The sequence below is a fragment of the Paenibacillus sp. FSL R5-0486 genome, from assembly GCF_037975155.1.
In the GTDB taxonomy this organism is placed as follows: domain Bacteria; phylum Bacillota; class Bacilli; order Paenibacillales; family Paenibacillaceae; genus Paenibacillus; species Paenibacillus amylolyticus.
Window position 1 is genome coordinate 530,188 of record NZ_CP150237.1, and the last position, 17,842, is coordinate 548,029.

Genomic DNA, 17,842 nt, shown 5'->3' on the forward strand with positions numbered 1-17,842 from the left:
TATCGTCTGGTCATTCCGCGCATATAAATAATATATTGATACAGGGTACAGCAGGAGGCTCTATGGTATACGTAGCAATACTGATTTTTGTAGTAACGATCACCTTGGTGATCTGGCAACCTCGTGGATTGGGTATCGGTTGGACTGCCTCTGGTGGGGCATTGCTTGCTCTGCTGTGTGGAGTTGTCAGCTTAAACGATGCCTCGGATGTAGCATCCATTGTATGGAATGCAACGCTGGCCTTTGTCGGCATTATTATGATTTCTCTCATTCTCGACGAGACGGGTTTCTTCGAATGGGCTGCCCTTCATATGGCTAGGCTGGCTGGAGGAGACGGTCGCAGACTGTTCTTCTACTCCATTCTTCTGGGAGCCGCGGTGTCTGCCTTGTTCGCGAATGACGGTGCCGCGCTCATTCTGACGCCAATTGTGCTGGCAATGGTGCGTGCATTGAAGTTTGATGAGCGCATGGTGTTGGCTTTTGTGATGGCGAGTGGGTTTATTGCCGATACCACGTCGTTACCGCTGGTCGTCAGCAATCTGGTTAACATTGTTTCGGCCGATTTCTTTGGCATTACATTTGTGGAGTATGCGGTACGCATGGTTGTGCCCAATCTGTTCTCAATCGTAGCGAGTACGGGGATGTTGTTTTTGTTTTATCGCAAAAGCATACCCCTTCGCTACGACATCTCCGCGGCACGTGACCCGAAGGAAGCAATACGTGATCCACGGATGTTCCGAATCGCCTGGTTCATGCTTGGGCTGTTACTCGTGGCTTATGCATCCAGTGAGTTTCTGCCGATTCCCGTGTCGGTTATCGTTGGCTCCGTTGCGTTGCTGTTCGCTTTGTTGGCACGCAAGAGCGAGGCTGTTGATCTGAAACGGGTAATTAAGGAAGCGCCATGGTCGATTGTGGTGTTCTCGGTGGGCATGTATATCGTCGTATATGGACTGCGGAATGCAGGGTTAACGGATCATCTGAGCCGCTGGCTGGATGCCATAGCAGAGCATGGTCTGCTGGCTGCTTCACTCGGGATGGGCATTATCGCTGCTGTATTATCATCGGTGATGAACAACCTGCCGACCGTGTTGATTAACCTGCTAGCCATCCAGGGTGCACATACTGAAGGTATCATTCAAGAAGCATTGATCTATGCCAATGTCATTGGTTCCGACCTGGGTCCCAAAATGACCCCAATTGGATCACTTGCCACATTGCTGTGGCTGCACGTGTTGTCACGCAAGGGTGTAAAGATTACATGGGGTTATTATTTCAAAGCAGGTATCATCCTGACGATCCCGACACTGTTGATCACGTTGGCCGGATTGGCGCTATGGCTATGGATTATAGGTTAGTACAATCGTAATTACATTTGGAACCAGAACAAACCGTTAAGGGCCTAGTGTAGGTAGTGTTTGTAGGGATCGCGTTTATTGTCATGGATGTAGTGGTACTATACAAAAAAACCAACCTTTTTAGAAGGTTGGTTTTTTTGTGTTCTGTTTTCCTTCCCAAACGATTCTTAAATAGAATACTAACTTAGAATTTAAAAAAAGTGGGTATCATAAACGAATACACGATCACTTCCTAACTATTAGGAAAGAGTATAGGCTTGGTGGATATAAAGCGCTTGCATTAGTATGTGTGTAAGGAGGAAAGCCAAATGAGAAAACGTTACATTAAGCTATTAGAGCATTTAAAACAATCTGAGCATGATTTTGTGAGTGGAAGCGAATTAGCTAATCTATTTGATGTAACGACTAGAACGATTCGCAATGACATCAAAGAAATGAATGAAAGTTATTTAGATAAAGCAATGATTATTGGAAATACTCGCAAAGGATACAAATTAGTCGGGGATTTATCCAGCCTGTATAAAAATGAAGATGATGACGAAGAAAGAGCATTTCATATTATCAAAGCACTGTTATCGCAGACTGATTTTATTACGTATGAGGATCTGGCTAGAACGCTTTATTTTTCGACTCAAACGATCCGTAAGGACGTGCAAAAATTAGTGCAAACGATTCAAGCAGAAAAGCAGAACATCGAAATTGAAGCGATTATTTTCCAAGGTATCCGGCTTAAAGGAAGCGAAGTTGAGAAACGGATTTTGCTCAAAAAACTAGTCACTACCGATTGTCTCAAACACATGCCGATAGACGAAGCACTGCAATACTATTTTGGCGATTGGTTCAACGAATCTTCTATTCATTTTATCTACGCTTGTATTGAAGAAGAGGTTGCCAAGTATAATTTATTGCTAAGTTTTCAAGAATTATTCTCGATCTGTGTGAATGTTTTGATCAGTCTTAAACGAGTAAGTCTTGCACAAAAAATAACTGAACAGGATATGAGGTTGGATCATACAAGCTTTGAAGAATTAAAAATAGCCCAATCTATTCTGATCCGTCTGGCTCAAGAAATGGATATCCCTTTTGATGAATATGAGTATCAGTATTTAGGTTACCTGCTGATCGCATTGCAGATCTTACCTAAAAAGAATGAAGAAATCGGGCATGAACACGTGAATGAAATGGAACAAAAAATCAAATCAGTGATCCAAAAAGTTGGAGAGCAATATGGATTCATCAGCTACAAAAACCAAGAGTTACTTGATCGATTATTAGCTCATATTACCAAATCATTATACCCATTAAAGTATTATTTCCCTGTCGAAAATCCTTTTATTGCTCAAATAAAATCAGAATATACCAATGCTTATAATGTCGCAGTTGTGTTGGCAAAAGAATTGCAATTTTGCTTAAATATCAAAATACCCGAAAATGAAATCGGTTACTTGACGTTACACATTATGGGCATTATTGAGAACTCTCAAGATAACAGAAAACGGATTGCAATTATTTATGGCAAAAATCTATTAGTCGGCAAGCTATTGGAGCGTAAGATTAATCTCTATTTTCCGAATATTAGAATCGATAGTCTATTAGCTAATCATGAAATACATCTTCTTCCCGAAGGAATTGAAACGATTATCACAACGAGCGAGATTGCGGAACAAAAGCAGTTAAATGTACAAAATATCATTCTGGTAAGTGAAATGATTACAAGTGATGATATGAAGAATATTTCGATTCAGTTAAATCGTGGACTACTCAAATATTATTTATCACCAGATGATGTTTTTTTCCTAAATGAAGACAATCCAATTGATTTGTTAAAAAAACTTACAGAACTAGGCGATATTCAGCATTTATATACCAGTATTGTGGAAAGAGAAAAAATGTCGAGTACCAATATTGGGAATTTGGTCGCGATGCCCCATCCATTTGATTGTGGAGATAACAAAAAACTACGTGTACTGGTAGCGATTAATAAGCAGAAAATGCTATGGGGTGATCAGATGGCGCAGATCATTTTTCTGTTTATTCCGCCGAAAAATCAGAAGGTGAATAACACCAAATTTTTCGAAGAAATTTACGATGTGTTTAAACAGACCAATATGACAGAAAAACTACTCCATATCACCAATTACGATGAATTTTTGGAAGTCTGGTCTTCCAAATAAATCTAGGAGGAATTCAAATGTTAATTAATATGAAAGATTTACTTAAAGTAGCGTATGAAAATAAATTTGCAGTCGGATCATTTAATGTAGCCAATAGCGAGTTCGTCAAAGTGGTCATTACAGCCGCAGAGGAGCAGAATTCGCCTGCAATTATGCAGATTCACCCGAATGAAATTGATTTAGTCACTGATGGGTTTATAGCTTATGTGCGAGAAGCGGCATCCAAGTCCAAAGTACCGTTTGTTATTCATCTGGATCATGGAGCCACGATCAAAGATATTACGCGTTCGATTCGCAATGGGTATACATCAGTCATGATGGATGCATCTCATTTACCTTTTGAGGAAAATATTGCGGCAACCAAGGAAGCGGTTGAACTGGCTCATCTGGTCGATGTATCTGTAGAAGGTGAACTAGGTACGATTGGGAGTAATGAAGGCAGCTCGGAAGGTGGGGCTGACGAGATTTTGTATACGAATCCAGAAGAAGCGGCGATTTTTGTAGAACAAACAGGTATCGATACACTTGCTGTCGCTGTAGGTACTTCACATGGTATTTATCCTCAATCCAAAGATCATTCGATCAAAATCGATCGTTTGAAACAAATTCATGAAAAAGTGAAAATTCCGTTAGTGCTGCATGGTGGATCAGATAATCCTGATGAAGAGATTAGAGAAGCAGTGAAGCATGGGATAGCGAAGATCAATTTATCAACCGATATGAAGCGAGCATTCTACAACCAATTAAGAGCGACACTCGATGCGAATCCGAATGCATATGAACCGGATCAACTGATGCCTGAGGCGACCAAAGCGGCAACAGAACTGGTGAAGAAAAAAATGGATCTGTTCGGTTCTACAGGTAAAGCATCCCTTTATAAACTGGGAGAAATTTAAGAGGAGAGATCCATCATGAAGATTTCTAATGTCTTAAAACCAGAAAATATCATATTAGATGTCACCGCTACGACCAAAGCCGAATTAATAGATGAATTGTCGCAAAAGTTAAACGATAACGGCTATTTAAGCGATATTGAGCAATTTAAAAAAGATATCTGGGCACGTGAAGAACAGGTTCCTACAGAAGTGGGATTTGGAATAGCCATTCCACATGCCAAGTCTACTGGAGTACAGTCCCCTGCCATTATTATGGGCAGATCATTAAGCGGTATTGAATATAGTACCGAATCATGTAATTTATTTTTTATGATCGCAGTCGATCAAAGCTCTTCATCAGAGCATTTGCAAACATTATCCAAAATTTCGACCTTTTTGATGGATGAACTATTTAGAGCGAAACTTATCCTTGCTCGAGATCAAGAAGAGATTGTCCGTTTATTTGAACAGGCAGAAGAGCAAGATGCGCAGGCCCTTCATAGTCCTAAAAAGTATGCTGGCAAAAAAGTGGTTGGAGTTACAGGCTGTCCTACAGGAATTGCCCATACGTTTATGGCCGCGGAAGCATTGAAAAATGCGGCCAAGGAACTCGGTGTACACATTAAAGTGCAAACCAATGGATCAACAGGTGTTGGAAATCAATTGACTCCTGAAGATATTGCTGAAGCTGATGGTATTATTGTGGCGGCAGATGTCAAAGTCGATATGGATGTTTTTGGCGATCGTCCAGTGATCAAAACCTCTGTCAAAAATGGAGTCCATCATGCACAAGAGTTAATTGAAGATGCGATTGCTGGAAAAGGTGTCGTTTTGAATCAAGGCAACAGTAATCTTAAAGAAGCAAAAGAAAAAACACGTTTAAAGCAGCCTAAAATATACAGCCATATTATGAATGGTGTATCCTTTATGATTCCTTTTGTAGTGGCAGGCGGTATATTGATTGCGCTTTCGTTTATGTTTGGTATTCATGCGGCTGACCCAAATAGCCCGGACTATAATGCTTTCGCCGCTTTTTTAAGTACAGCAGGGGGTAGTGCTGCTTTTGCATTGATGGTTCCTGTATTAGCAGGGTATATTGCGTATAGTATTGCTGACCGTCCAGGATTGGCACCTGGTATGATTGGAGGTATGCTGGCGACTATTGGAGGTTCCGGCTTTTTGGGAGGTATGCTGGCTGGATTTATCGCCGGTTATACGATCATAGCTCTGAAAAAATTAGTCAAAGGCATTCCTGACTCACTGCAAAGCCTGTCACCTGTGCTGATCTTGCCATTAGTAGGTTCATTTATAACCGCCTTGATTATGTATTTTGTCATCAACAGTCCGATGGCTTGGATCAATGAGTCGTTACAAGGTTGGCTAAATGGTTTAACAGGTTCTAATGCTATTTTATTAGGAGCACTTCTGGCAGGAATGATGGCATCTGATATGGGAGGGCCGATTAACAAAACAGCATCTGCATTTGGACTGGCGATGTTCGCCAATCAAATCTTTGAACCTTCTGCTGCTCTGATGGTTGGAGGTATGGTTCCGCCACTGGGTATTGCATTAGCTACAACATTATTTAAGAATAAATTTTCAATCGAAGAACGTAATGCAGGCAAAGCCGCTTATATTATGGGTGCATCGTTTATTACAGAAGCCGCGATTCCGTTTGCCGCAAATGATCCCTTGCGAGTTATTCCATCCAATATTGTAGGTGCAGCGATTGGTGGAGGAATGTGCATGGCTCTAGGCATTTCGTTACAAGCTCCTCACGGTGGAATCTTTGTTATTCCCATTGCGGCAAGTAATCCATTATTGTATATTGTCTGTATTTTAGTTGGTTCCATCATTACAGCTTGTATGATTGGATTGTTAAAGAAACCTGTATATCAACCAAAAAGTAATTCAAGCGACCCGTCAGATAAAAAAGCCTTAACAACTATGAAATCTGCATAAATTCTCTAACCACCTGGTGCCATGCACTGGCTGTGAGGCAGTTGATTGTTCTATATAACGGATTAATTCAATATCTACATTAAGTATTTACAGAAGGCCAGCCTTTTATAGGGCTGGCCTTTTTGCCTACTTCCCAGGCAGGAGATTGAAATGCCTGAGATCCAACGAGCGCTGACAGAGCGCAGGGAACGGAACGATTGTGGAAAAGCGAAGCGTTCGCCTTTATCCCCGGATGTATTCCATAGAAAAAGTAAATCATATAAATCCGGGGATAACAGCGATTGTAACAACGTCCGTTCCCGAAGTGGCACTTCAGCGCAATTTGTCTCGGATGATTTTCAATATACAGCCGATATTTTTAACATTGCGTTTACAAAACACTGATTTTAAGATGACATACCGAAACTACAATGAGTAAAGAGTTGATGGTGAACAAACAAATTCACAAAACGCCATCACTACATTGGGGGAGGAAAACAAAACATGTTTAAAAAGTTGCCGTTTATTTTGATGACCTTAACGTTCGTACTGGTTCTCGCAGCATGCGGATCGAAAAATGACGCTGGTACAGAGGGTGCCGCAAGCAATGGATCAGGAGAAGCTGCTACTGAGCTTAGCGGTAACATTCTGGCAGTCGGATCGACAGCATTGCTACCTCTGGTAGAACAAGCTGGACAGAAATTTATGGCAGTTGATGAATATAAGAACGTAACGGTTCAAGTTCAAGGTGGCGGTAGTGGTACTGGTTTGACACAAGTATCTGACGGACAAGCTACAATCGGTAACTCTGATGTATTTGCAGAAGAGAAACTGGAGGACGAAGCCAAAGTAAAAGAACTGGTTGATCATCAAGTAGCAGTAGTAGCTATGGCACCAGTTAGCAACAAAGATGCAGGTGTAGAAGATTTGACGAAGCAACAACTGATCGACATCTTCTCCGGTAAAGTAACAAACTGGAAAGACGTTGGCGGCGCGGATAAAGCAATTGTTATTGTAAACCGTCCGAGCAGTTCCGGTACTCGTGCAACTTTTGAGAAGTATGCATTGGGTGCAAAAATGGGTGATATCCAAGGTTCGATTCAAGAAGATTCTTCTGGTAACGTAAAAAAATTGGTATCTGAAACGCCAGGTGCTATTGGTTACCTCGCCTTGTCTTACTTGGATGACAGCTTGCAAGTGTTGAAATACGAAGGTGTAGAAGCAACAGTTGAGAACGTAGAAGCAGGAACTTATCCAGTATGGGCTTACGAGCACATGTACACAAAAGGTAAGCCAGATGCAGCAACACAAGCATTCCTGGACTACATCTTGAGTGACGAAATTCAACAAAACGACGTGACAGAACTGGGATACATTCCAATGTCAGGTATGAAAGTAAAACGCGATGCAGCAGGTAATGTGGTTGAGTAATCTTTGAACTTGCGCATACAGCGAAAGAGGCGGACTTAGGTCCCGCCTCTTTACGCGGTTTGCTCTAAAATAATCCCATATTTTGCATTAATTCTACTATAGAAGGATGGTTGTTATGGAACAGACCGAAGGGGGAACGGTAATGAATAACAAGTTGAAACCGCGCCGGCCCTTAAAAGAGAAACATTATTGGGAAGAGTGGACGGGACGGATCTATACGTCGATTTGTGTCGTTTTCCTGATCGTTGTCATGTTTTCCATTGTTTATTTTGTAGCGTCCAAGGGACTGTCCACATTTTTCCAGAATGGAATAAGCATCAGCGAATTCCTTGGTGGAAAAACGTGGAATCCGACCGGAGAACCTGCGTTCTACGGGGCATTACCGTTCATCACAGGTTCTTTCATTACAACCTTGCTTGCAGCATTGATCGCAAGTCCGCTTGGCCTGTGTGCAGCGCTCTTCATGACAGAGATTGTTCCGGGTAAAGGCAAAAAGATCTTGCAGCCTGCGATTGAACTCTTGTCCGGAATTCCATCCGTTGTATACGGATTTATCGGTCTGAGCGTCATCGTACCTTTGTTGCGCAGTATCTTTGGTGGAACAGGCGTCGGGATTGCAGCCGGATGTCTTGTTCTCGCGGTAATGATTCTTCCTACGGTGACAAGTATTATGGCAGATGCATTGTCCGCGTTGCCAAAAGGATTGCGTGAATCCTCCTATGCACTGGGTGCCACTCGCTGGCAAACCATCTACCGTGTCATTATTCCAACAACTTTGCCAGCTTTGTTGACAGGTGTCGTTTTGGGTATGGCCCGTGCCTTTGGTGAGGCTCTTGCTGTACAGATGGTTATCGGTAATGCACCGCATGTTCCAACATCCTTGCTCGAATCAGCTTCAACATTAACAAGTGTAATTACACTCAGCATGGGTAACACCACGATGGGTTCTGTTCATAACAATGCACTGTGGAGTATGGCGCTTGTCCTGTTGGTGATGACATTTGTCTTCGTCATTCTGGTTCGCCTGCTTGAAAGGAGAAACCGGGTATGAAAATGAAGGCAAAGACGGTAGATAAAATTGCAACATCCGTTATCGTTGTACTAGCCCTGTTCATTGTTATTCTATTGCTCGGTCTGCTTGGCTTCATCATGTATAGAGGCATTGGACATATTAGCTGGAACTTCCTTACAAGTGCACCACAGTTGCTTAAGGGTGGCGGCGGGATTGGTCCACAGCTCTTCAACTCCGTATTCTTGCTTGTTCTGACCTTGCTTGTTACCATTCCACTCGGATGGGGCGGCGGGATTTACATGGCGGAATACGCCAAACCAGGCAAGATTACCAGCTTCATTCGTCTGGTTGTTGAAGTATTGTCATCATTCCCATCCATCGTTATCGGTTTGTTTGGTCTCTTGCTGCTAGTAAATCAATTTGGTCTTGGTTTCTCCCTGATCTCGGGTGCCTTGGCTCTGGCGATCTTTAACTTGCCACTGATGGTGCGGACTACGGAGCAGGCCTTCCGTGCCGTTCCGAAGGAGCAGAAGGAAGCAGGTCTGGCGCTTGGGCTGTCCAAGTGGAAAATCATTACTTCCATTCTGTTGCCTGTAGCATTACCGAGCTTGATTACGGGTACGATCCTGGCATCGGGCCGGATCTTCGGTGAAGCAGCCGCGCTGATGTTCACCGCAGGTATGAGTAGTCCACCATTGGACTTTACAGATTGGAATCCGACGAGTCCAAGATCACCGCTTAATCCTTTCCGTCCGGCAGAGACACTTGCTGTCCATATCTGGAAAGTAAATAGTGAAGGTATTGGGCCAGATTCCAAAGAAGTGGCAGCAGGGGCATCCGCCGTGCTTGTCATTCTCGTGCTGGCGTTCAATCTAAGTGCACGCTGGATCGGTCGGGTTGTATTCCGCCGCATGACAGCTTCGAAATAAGGAGGAACCAACATGGCCATACCTTTTGGTACGGAACAGTTAAGCATATATTATGGACATTTCCAGGCGGTCAAGCAGATTAGCCTGACGTTTCCTGAAGCAAGCGTAACGGCTCTTATTGGACCGTCTGGTTGCGGTAAATCCACGTTCCTCCGGTCGCTGAACCGAATGAACGACGAGATTGCCGGTTCCCGTACAGAGGGACATATCTGGATGGACGGTAACGACCTGAATGAGCCTGGAACCGATGTAATCAAGCTTCGCCAGAAGATTGGCATGGTGTGGCAGAAGCCAAATCCTTTTCATAAGTCCATCTACAACAATATCGCGTTTGGCCCCCGCTACCGCGGTACGAAGAGTAAGAAGGCACTGGATGAAATTGTGGAAAAAAGCTTGCGCCGTGCTGCGCTCTGGGACGAAGTAAAAGACAGACTGCATGAGTCAGCTCTGTCTCTCTCTGGGGGACAACAGCAGCGCCTGTGTATCGCTCGCGCTTTGTCTGTTGAACCACAGATTCTGCTGCTCGATGAGCCGGCATCTGCACTTGACCCGGTATCTACGGGTAAAGTTGAAGAGTTGATTACCGAGCTCAAGAAGGAGCTACGGATTGTTATTGTTACCCATAACATGCAGCAGGCGGCACGAATCTCGGATTACACAGCTTATTTCTATCTGGGAAGCATGATTGAGCACGGGGATACAGAGCATATTTTCACGAACCCGGACAATCGTCTGACGCAAGAATACATTATGGGTCGTTTTGGTTAATTGGATCATGGAGTGTAACATAGAGCAATAGACAGAGAGATAGAGAAATAATAGAGACAAAAGAAAGCACAGTGCCTGGACGGTTGTTCGGGGGTTGTGCTTTTTTAATTTATAATTTTAGTGGGATTTTCTGTATGCGGGATAAACATTATGCTACGATATTTAGTGTGAAGAGAACGTTTACATGACTTCGAAGGAGATGTTGATAATCACTACGGATCAGATGTCTTACGACCATATGGCAGCTCAGATTATACAGAACTACACTATTGAGAAACCTGTCGTTTCATATATTCGTCATAATGAGAATCTGACATATCATGTCGTTGATGAAGCAAGCGGGCAGAAGTATCTGCTACGGATACACCAAGCCGCATATGCAAGTATGACAGGCATTCAGCATACGCTTTCTGCGCTGGAGGCAGAGATGAATCTGCTTCATGAGTTAAATGCAACGACAGCATTGCGCGTGCAACATCCGGTACGCAATGCATCGGGTGAATGGGTCACGCTATGGACAAGTGAGGCAGGGAAAGAGATTTGTTGTACGGTACTGGAGTGGATTGAGGGAAGGGACATCCAGCAGGGAGAACGCCTGACAACAGAGCAGATCTATGATCTTGGGGCACAACTGCAGATGCTTCATCAATATGGGCGTGAGCAGAATCAGACAGATCGAACAAAGGTGCGTCCGGCATATGGCAATAGCCATGAGAACTTGGTCATGCTCGGGCAGCTAGAAGAAGGCGTCCGACTGGGGATTTTTACAACGGAAGACTTCGATCTGCTTCGTGAGACGTTTGAGAACATTAATGAGCAGTTAGAAACATACCCGCAGCACGCAGGGACATGGGGGATCATTCATGGGGATATTACTCGCAACAATCTGCTGATAACGGAGCAGGGGATTTCCATGATTGATTTTTGTCTACACGGTTATGGTTATTATCTTTTTGATGCCGGAGGGGCAGCACTTATGTTCAATCGGGAGGAACGTGACATATTTTTATCCGGTTATACCCAACAGATCGCACCACTGACGGATCGTGATATCCGGTTAATGGAAGGGTTTATGTTGATCTTTACACTGGGTTATTATGCCTTTCAGATGGCGAATGAGTCGAGGCACGAATGGATGAAAGATCGCATGCCGAAGCTATGCAGCAAGTATTGTAGACCCTATGTACAGAACGAGAGCATCTTCTATGAGTTATGAGGTGTTTCCTTTTCTAGGAGCTATAACTTAGGATTAAGATTGTGAATATTACCTGGGCGTCCTGAACAATCGGGGTGCTCTTTTTGCATGCATTAGATAACGATCGTAATGGACATTTATGAAGAAAGTATAAACTCTGAGGAGAGTCAACTTTTCTTAGCTACAATATAGTCATGGGAGGATGAAGCAGCGATGAGAGACAGCGAGAATATATTGCTGGTGGAGGATGATCCGGAGATTGCCCGTATTTTGAGAGACCATCTACGTCATGAGGGTTATGGTGTAACTTGGGCATCAAGCGGTTTGGAGAGCTGGGAAGACTTTAGGGAGGGAACCTATCAATTAGTCTTGTTGGATCTGATGCTACCGGAAATGGATGGGTTCACGGTATGCAAAAACATTAGACTGATCAGCGATGTTCCGCTGCTCATGATGAGTGCTCGAATCGAGGAAGAGAGCAAAGTCAGGGGGCTTGGGCTGGGAGCTGACGATTATATTACGAAGCCCTTCAGTCTAACGGAACTTACAGCTCGCATTAAATCTCATCTGAATAGGTACCGCAGATATCAGGGCGTAGAGCCGGATTCGACAGATAGACAGTATAACGATGGGTTATCGATTGATTATTTGAATCAGCGCGCACAGGTTCATGGAGAACATGTGGCACTAACCAACAAGGAATGGGCTTTGCTCATACTGCTTGCTTCTCATCCGGGCCGGGTGTTTACCAAGGCGGAACTGTATGAACATGTCTGGAGTCAGCCAGAGGCGGGGAACTCGAGTACCGTCACAGTTCATGTGAAGAGCCTTCGGGCCAAGCTTGGTGACGAGCCTCATCATCCACGCTGGATTCAGACGGTGTGGGGCAGTGGTTACCGGTTCGTGGGGGAGCCTGAGGAATGAAGTTGAAGTACTGGTTAATGCTTGCCTTCCTCATTGTAATGCTGCTGCCTGTCGCTGCTGGGTGGGCGCTGTACTCCCTGTATAACTATTACAATGATCAGCGTGCCGTAACGGAATATGTAGAGTTGTCCGGACAATTGGCTCCTATTGAACTGGCTTTATCTGACCCGGGACTGTACCAGCTGCAATCGCCTGATGCTTTCGCTGCACTCTCTGAATTGGAGAATGGTCGGGTGAACTTTGCTCTGTATTTACCAACAGGGATTCGGGTGTACACATCAGAGGGGAGTACATGGTCTGCTGGAGCTTACACCGTTGGGGGGGCGGAGCTGTATCGTAATTTGTACAACTTACAGATTCGTCATCGTACATTCTCGTTGAAGAAACCCGTATGGGAAAAAGGTGAGTTGGTAGGCATTTACGAAATCGTCATGCTGCGTGGAGATTGGCTGGAAGGCATATCCTTGCGGACTACCTGGGTCATGGGTCTCGCTGCTACTTTCTTTATCCTGTTATACGGAACAGTGCTGTGGTTGCTATCCCGAAAGCTCTTTCGGCCGATGAAATATCTCATAGAACGAATGGATGCTTTTGCACGGGGAGAGGCTGCTACGGATGTGGTACCTGTTCGTCATGATGAAATGGGCATTTTGCTCCAACAGTTTGATGCAATGCAAGACAAGATCAGACATACTCAGGCCGATGTGGAGAGGGAGCAAAAAGAAAAAGAGCTCATGATCGCCTCGTTATCCCATGATCTGAAAACACCGTTGATGTCCATTAGTGCCTATACGGAAGTACTTAACGGTGATCGTCAACTGAACCGCCTTGAAAGGCAGGAATATCAGGATGTGCTGCTCGGAAATGTGGAGCGGATGAAACAGATGATTAGTGAACTTGAGATGTATACGGCGCTGGGTTCCAATGAATCGGAGATGGCCATGGTTAAGGTGGAAGGTGGAGAGTTTTTTGATATGCTGCTTGGGAGCTATGAGGGACTTGCCGAGCGTGGCCAGATTGACGTGAAGATGGATGTCCGCACAGATCAACTGTACCGAGTTCATCCGGAACAACTGATGCGCCTGACAGATAATCTGATAAATAATGCACTACGCCACACAAGGACGAACGGTGTAATGGGACTAGGGGTTATTGCTTCAGATTGGGAGCTTCCTGAATGGATTATTCCTTCGCTTAGAGCTGAATTGGATAACTACAGGGCGGGAGCAACATTGATCATAGTACAAAACGAAGGTCCTGCTATTCCTGAAGAACAGCTCATTCGTATCTTCGAACCCTATGTTCAACACCAGAATCAGGAGGAGAAGACATATGCAGGTGGTTCGGGATTGGGATTGAGTATAGCCAAACGGGTTGCAATAAAGCACGGAGGGGATATGCGCATGTGGTCATACGAAGGATATGGAACGCTGGCAGTATGCCGATTGCCTGAACATGGAGAATGTAAACGCAGAGAGGGTGGATAAGATGATGAAAAAAGGATGGATGATGCTGGGTACTGCTGTGTTGGCAGGCGCCCTGCTTGGAGGTTGCGCGGAGAAGGATATGCTGTCTATGTCAGGAGATGAGATGATTGAGAAGGTTGTCTCAGCAGAAACAGAACCCGCCTCGTATTATGCGGAAGGTGTGATGAAGATATGGGCGGATGACAAGCTGACTAACACGATGCAAATTAAGGAATGGGTAGATGGTGAAACCGGACGAAAGCGCACGGAAACATCAGAGAATGGCAATGTCAGTTACGCAGTTAATGATGGAAAGAAGATCATCATATATGAAAAAGAAACAGGGGTAGCATATTCCATGGATGCATCATCCGTGTCACAACAACCTAATCAAACCCAGAAGCAAATATTGCTCGATCAACTAGAGCGGTTACGTACTACGCATGATGTGAATATGATGGGACAGGAGAAACTTCATGGACAGGACGTCATTCATATTGAATTGACACCAAAAGAAGAAGGCGCATTCTCCATATCTTCAGAGTATTGGGTAGATCCCAAAACGTGGATGATTGTCAAAGTAAACAGCGCGTATGGGGATGGAAAATCAGAAATGGTCTATGATCCGATTCAGTATGACCCTGAATTCACAAAGGATACTTTCGTAATTGACATCCCTAAGGAGGTCGATGTGAAGGACTTGACCGATATGATGCAGAATTCCGAAGTGACCCTAGAGGAAGCGGAAAAAGCGTTGGAACAGCCGTTCCTACAGGACATGAGTGGAGAATTCGAACTATCACGGATCGAAATGTCTACATCGCGCGGTGAGCTGAGCAGAGATGAAGTAACCTTGTATTATGTAAGTAACGACAAGGTAGAAGTCAGCCTGACGGTATTCAAGATGCCGGAAGAAAATGTGGACGATACACTAATACCGGATGAAGCCGAGATTAAGGTTCGTAACACCGAGGGTTCATATATGAAGAGCATTCGGAACATATCATGGAGTGAGAATGGCTTACGGTACTCCATCATGGGTGAAAACGAAGGATGGACAAAGGCAAAGTTGCAAGCTTGGGCGGAAGCACTGACCCTTCCCAATCCGTCTAGATGAGCTAAAGAATAATAAGGTTGCCGCAGAAACGAAGCGGCAGCTTTTTTTGTATATTCTCCTTTTGGTGTGGTGGATATCTATTCAATCTCCTTTCAGTCCACTCCAAAAAGGCAAGAGGGCAACTTCACGTTTACAGTTCAATATGCATATTTATAGAAGACAATCTTGATTTGGTGATGCAGGCAGGAGAAGGGGGCATCGCAGGATGGCTGTTTTATCAACAGGGCCAATAGAAAATAATATAGTGGTGGGAAGCGGCGAGCGTCCTACACAGAGAATTACAGTGAAATTAGACAATTGGAGTCTCACTAGTTTCTCTACCGTTCTGGTTCAAGGCTATTATTTGAATGGTGTTCGCACACTATACGTTCAGGAATTGTTTAATGTTTTGCCTAACCAGGTTATAACAAAAGACTATTATGCAGATTTGGATGCATTTGAGTTTATATTTATCACAGGTGATGATACGGAGGATGAAGTACAGATTTCCGTATGGGGGAAAAACCAGAACGGTCAACTGGTAACGGCACATCGTTTGGTGTCTGAGGAATTGTTAGGAGCGAACCCCGGTCTAGTCGGGGTAACGGGTGCGACTGGAGCTACAGGGACAGCAGGGGTTGCGGGAACAACTGGTCCTACAGGGGCTACAGGTGTTACAGGACTGACAGGAGTTACTGGTCCTCCTGGAGGAACTACGGGATCGACGGGAGAGACCGGTGTCACTGGGACCACAGGGGAGACAGGATCTACCGGAGTGACAGGAGTCACGGGCGCTACTGGAAGTACGGGGACCACAGGAGAGACAGGGCTTACGGGAGTGACGGGTATTACTGGGAGTACAGGAATAACAGGAACGACTGGAGTCACCGGGAGCACAGGGGAGACAGGGTCTACTGGAGCCACAGGTGTCACCGGTAGTACGGGAATAACAGGAACGACTGGGGTCACTGGGGCTACAGGTGCGACAGGCGTAACGGGGGCGACCGGAGTTACTGGAGATACGGGAGCGACAGGACTGACGGGGACGACCGGAGTCACTGGTGTTACAGGCGCAACAGGCGTAACGGGGACGACCGGAGTTACTGGAGATACGGGAGCGACAGGCGTAACAGGGGCGACTGGAGATACTGGAGATACTGGTGTTACAGGTGCAACCGGATTGACGGGAGCAACAGGAGTCACTGGAGATACAGGCGCAACGGGAGCAACGGGAACGACCGGAGCCACAGGGGTTACAGGTGCGACCGGAGTTACTGGAGATACGGGATTGACAGGACTGACGGGAATAACCGGAGTCACTGGTGTTACAGGCGCAACAGGCGTAACGGGGACGACCGGAGTTACTGGAGATACGGGAGCGACAGGCGTAACAGGGGCGACTGGAGATACTGGAGATACTGGTGTTACAGGTGCAACCGGATTGACGGGAGCAACAGGAGTCACTGGAGATACAGGCGCAACGGGAGCAACGGGAATGACCGGAGCCACAGGGGTTACAGGTGCGACAGGCGTAACCGGAACAACCGGGACGTCCGGAGTAACGGGAGCAACGGGAGCGACCGGAGTCACAGGGGCTACAGGTGCGACAGGCGTAACCGGAACAACCGGGACGTCCGGAGTAACGGGAGCAACGGGAGCGACCGGAGTCACAGGGATTACAGGTGCGACAGGTGCGACGGGAACAAACGGGACGGCTGGTGTAACGGGAGCAACAGGAGCGACCGGAGTCACAGGGGTTACAGGTGCTACAGGTGCGACGGGAACAACCGGGACAGCCGGAGTAACGGGAGCAACGGGAACGACCGGAGCCACAGGGGTTACAGGTGCGACAGGCGTAACCGGAACAACCGGGACGTCCGGAGTAACGGGAGCAACGGGAACGACCGGAGCCACAGGGGTTACAGGTGCAACAGGCGTAACCGGAACAACCGGGACGTCCGGAGTAACGGGAGCAACGGGAGCGACCGGAGTCACAGGGGTTACAGGTGCAACAGGCGTAACCGGAACAACCGGGACGTCCGGAGTAACGGGAGCAACGGGAACGACCGGAGTCACTGGGGCTACAGGTGCGACAGGTGCGACGGGAACAACCGGGACGTCCGGAGTAACGGGAGCAACGGGAGCGACCGGAGCCACTGGCGCAACAGGAGCTACTGGATCGACAGCAGCTTCTGCCCCTGCGGATTCTTCCTTGTTTGCTGATAGCCAGACCACGGCGTTGGGTCTTTCATTAGTAGCTGAAACGACGATTCAGACACTTAATGTACCTGTAGTGGCAGGTCAACGCGTGAAAATCGATAATAGTACACAAATAGCAATAGTTGTAGGGGCTAACTGGAGTATTGCGTATAACATTAATCTGAGACGTAATGGAGTTTTAATTAATCAATTGCAGCTCTCACGAAGCGGTAATGCTTCGGGAACGTTGAGGTTTCTTTCTTCCAACACTTACGTGGATACATCCCCGGCTACAACGACTAATGCATACACGATAAGTATCCAATTTACGACAACTAGCAACGTCACGAGTGCCTCAGCGGAAGTGAGAAATATTAATGCTATTCGTTTCAGTTAAAATAGACATCGAACTTATGATAATTACACGTTACTTTTGTTGACATATATGATGTTGTACATTACTCTATGGGTATACTT

At 45.6% G+C, this 17,842-nt stretch carries 13 protein-coding genes; all 13 read left to right on the forward strand.

Annotated elements, in window-relative coordinates; all coding sequences use genetic code 11:
* Positions 1-62 precede the first annotated feature (62 nt).
* The 13 genes from MKY01_RS02530 to MKY01_RS02590 all read left to right on the forward strand — a co-directional run bounded on the left by MKY01_RS02530 (position 63) and on the right by MKY01_RS02590 (position 17,762).
* Positions 63-1,355, forward strand: coding sequence for an arsenic transporter (locus tag MKY01_RS02530; protein WP_076253862.1), 1,293 nt, complete (start codon positions 63-65; stop codon positions 1,353-1,355).
* A 308-nt stretch (positions 1,356-1,663) separates the two neighbouring features.
* Positions 1,664-3,529, forward strand: coding sequence for a PRD domain-containing protein (locus tag MKY01_RS02535; protein WP_339285243.1), 1,866 nt, complete (start codon positions 1,664-1,666; stop codon positions 3,527-3,529).
* 17 nt (positions 3,530-3,546) lie between these two features.
* Positions 3,547-4,425: a ketose-bisphosphate aldolase gene (locus tag MKY01_RS02540; RefSeq protein ID WP_036673204.1), complete on the forward strand. Its 879-nt coding sequence runs from the start codon at positions 3,547-3,549 to the stop codon at positions 4,423-4,425.
* A 15-nt stretch (positions 4,426-4,440) separates the two neighbouring features.
* A complete protein-coding gene (locus MKY01_RS02545; protein ID WP_127547830.1) occupies positions 4,441-6,366 on the forward strand; it encodes a PTS fructose transporter subunit IIABC in 1,926 nt (641 codons plus the stop codon).
* A gap of 483 nt (positions 6,367-6,849) precedes the next feature.
* Entirely contained in the window at positions 6,850-7,776 is a 927-nt protein-coding gene (locus tag MKY01_RS02550) for a phosphate ABC transporter substrate-binding protein PstS family protein (protein ID WP_036673206.1), read from the forward strand.
* A 142-nt stretch (positions 7,777-7,918) separates the two neighbouring features.
* Positions 7,919-8,827: a phosphate ABC transporter permease subunit PstC gene (gene pstC / locus MKY01_RS02555; protein ID WP_100528178.1), complete on the forward strand. Its 909-nt coding sequence runs from the start codon at positions 7,919-7,921 to the stop codon at positions 8,825-8,827.
* Between the two features lie 2 nt (positions 8,828-8,829).
* Positions 8,830-9,717: a phosphate ABC transporter permease PstA gene (gene pstA / locus MKY01_RS02560; protein ID WP_036616846.1), complete on the forward strand. Its 888-nt coding sequence runs from the start codon at positions 8,830-8,832 to the stop codon at positions 9,715-9,717.
* 12 nt (positions 9,718-9,729) lie between these two features.
* Entirely contained in the window at positions 9,730-10,485 is a 756-nt protein-coding gene (gene pstB, locus MKY01_RS02565) for a phosphate ABC transporter ATP-binding protein PstB (protein ID WP_036616781.1), read from the forward strand.
* Between the two features lie 184 nt (positions 10,486-10,669).
* Positions 10,670-11,701 carry a phosphotransferase gene (locus MKY01_RS02570; protein ID WP_083677593.1) on the forward strand — a complete coding sequence of 344 codons (1,032 nt, stop codon included), beginning with the start codon at positions 10,670-10,672 and terminating at the stop codon, positions 11,699-11,701.
* Between the two features lie 192 nt (positions 11,702-11,893).
* Entirely contained in the window at positions 11,894-12,604 is a 711-nt protein-coding gene (locus MKY01_RS02575; RefSeq protein WP_047840351.1) for a response regulator transcription factor, read from the forward strand.
* Positions 12,601-14,091, forward strand: coding sequence for a HAMP domain-containing sensor histidine kinase (locus MKY01_RS02580; protein WP_339285245.1), 1,491 nt, complete (start codon positions 12,601-12,603; stop codon positions 14,089-14,091). Before MKY01_RS02575 ends, MKY01_RS02580 begins: the two co-directional genes overlap by 4 nt.
* Position 14,092: 1 nt before the next feature.
* The gene (locus MKY01_RS02585; protein WP_339285247.1) at positions 14,093-15,187 is read left to right on the forward strand and encodes a hypothetical protein; all 1,095 of its coding nucleotides are present in this window, start codon (positions 14,093-14,095) and stop codon (positions 15,185-15,187) included.
* A 205-nt stretch (positions 15,188-15,392) separates the two neighbouring features.
* Positions 15,393-17,762 carry a collagen-like triple helix repeat-containing protein gene (locus MKY01_RS02590; RefSeq protein ID WP_339285249.1) on the forward strand — a complete coding sequence of 790 codons (2,370 nt, stop codon included), beginning with the start codon at positions 15,393-15,395 and terminating at the stop codon, positions 17,760-17,762.
* Positions 17,763-17,842 lie beyond the last annotated feature (80 nt).

Coding starts and splice junctions, on each gene's coding strand:
- MKY01_RS02530 (WP_076253862.1), top strand. CDS start 63: ATGGTATACGTAGCAATACTGATTTTTGTAGTAACGATCACCTTGGTG.
- MKY01_RS02535 (WP_339285243.1), top strand. CDS start 1,664: ATGAGAAAACGTTACATTAAGCTATTAGAGCATTTAAAACAATCTGAG.
- MKY01_RS02540 (WP_036673204.1), top strand. CDS start 3,547: ATGTTAATTAATATGAAAGATTTACTTAAAGTAGCGTATGAAAATAAA.
- MKY01_RS02545 (WP_127547830.1), top strand. CDS start 4,441: ATGAAGATTTCTAATGTCTTAAAACCAGAAAATATCATATTAGATGTC.
- MKY01_RS02550 (WP_036673206.1), top strand. CDS start 6,850: ATGTTTAAAAAGTTGCCGTTTATTTTGATGACCTTAACGTTCGTACTG.
- pstC (WP_100528178.1), top strand. CDS start 7,919: ATGAATAACAAGTTGAAACCGCGCCGGCCCTTAAAAGAGAAACATTAT.
- pstA (WP_036616846.1), top strand. CDS start 8,830: ATGAAGGCAAAGACGGTAGATAAAATTGCAACATCCGTTATCGTTGTA.
- pstB (WP_036616781.1), top strand. CDS start 9,730: ATGGCCATACCTTTTGGTACGGAACAGTTAAGCATATATTATGGACAT.
- MKY01_RS02570 (WP_083677593.1), top strand. CDS start 10,670: ATGACTTCGAAGGAGATGTTGATAATCACTACGGATCAGATGTCTTAC.
- MKY01_RS02575 (WP_047840351.1), top strand. CDS start 11,894: ATGAGAGACAGCGAGAATATATTGCTGGTGGAGGATGATCCGGAGATT.
- MKY01_RS02580 (WP_339285245.1), top strand. CDS start 12,601: ATGAAGTTGAAGTACTGGTTAATGCTTGCCTTCCTCATTGTAATGCTG.
- MKY01_RS02585 (WP_339285247.1), top strand. CDS start 14,093: ATGATGAAAAAAGGATGGATGATGCTGGGTACTGCTGTGTTGGCAGGC.
- MKY01_RS02590 (WP_339285249.1), top strand. CDS start 15,393: ATGGCTGTTTTATCAACAGGGCCAATAGAAAATAATATAGTGGTGGGA.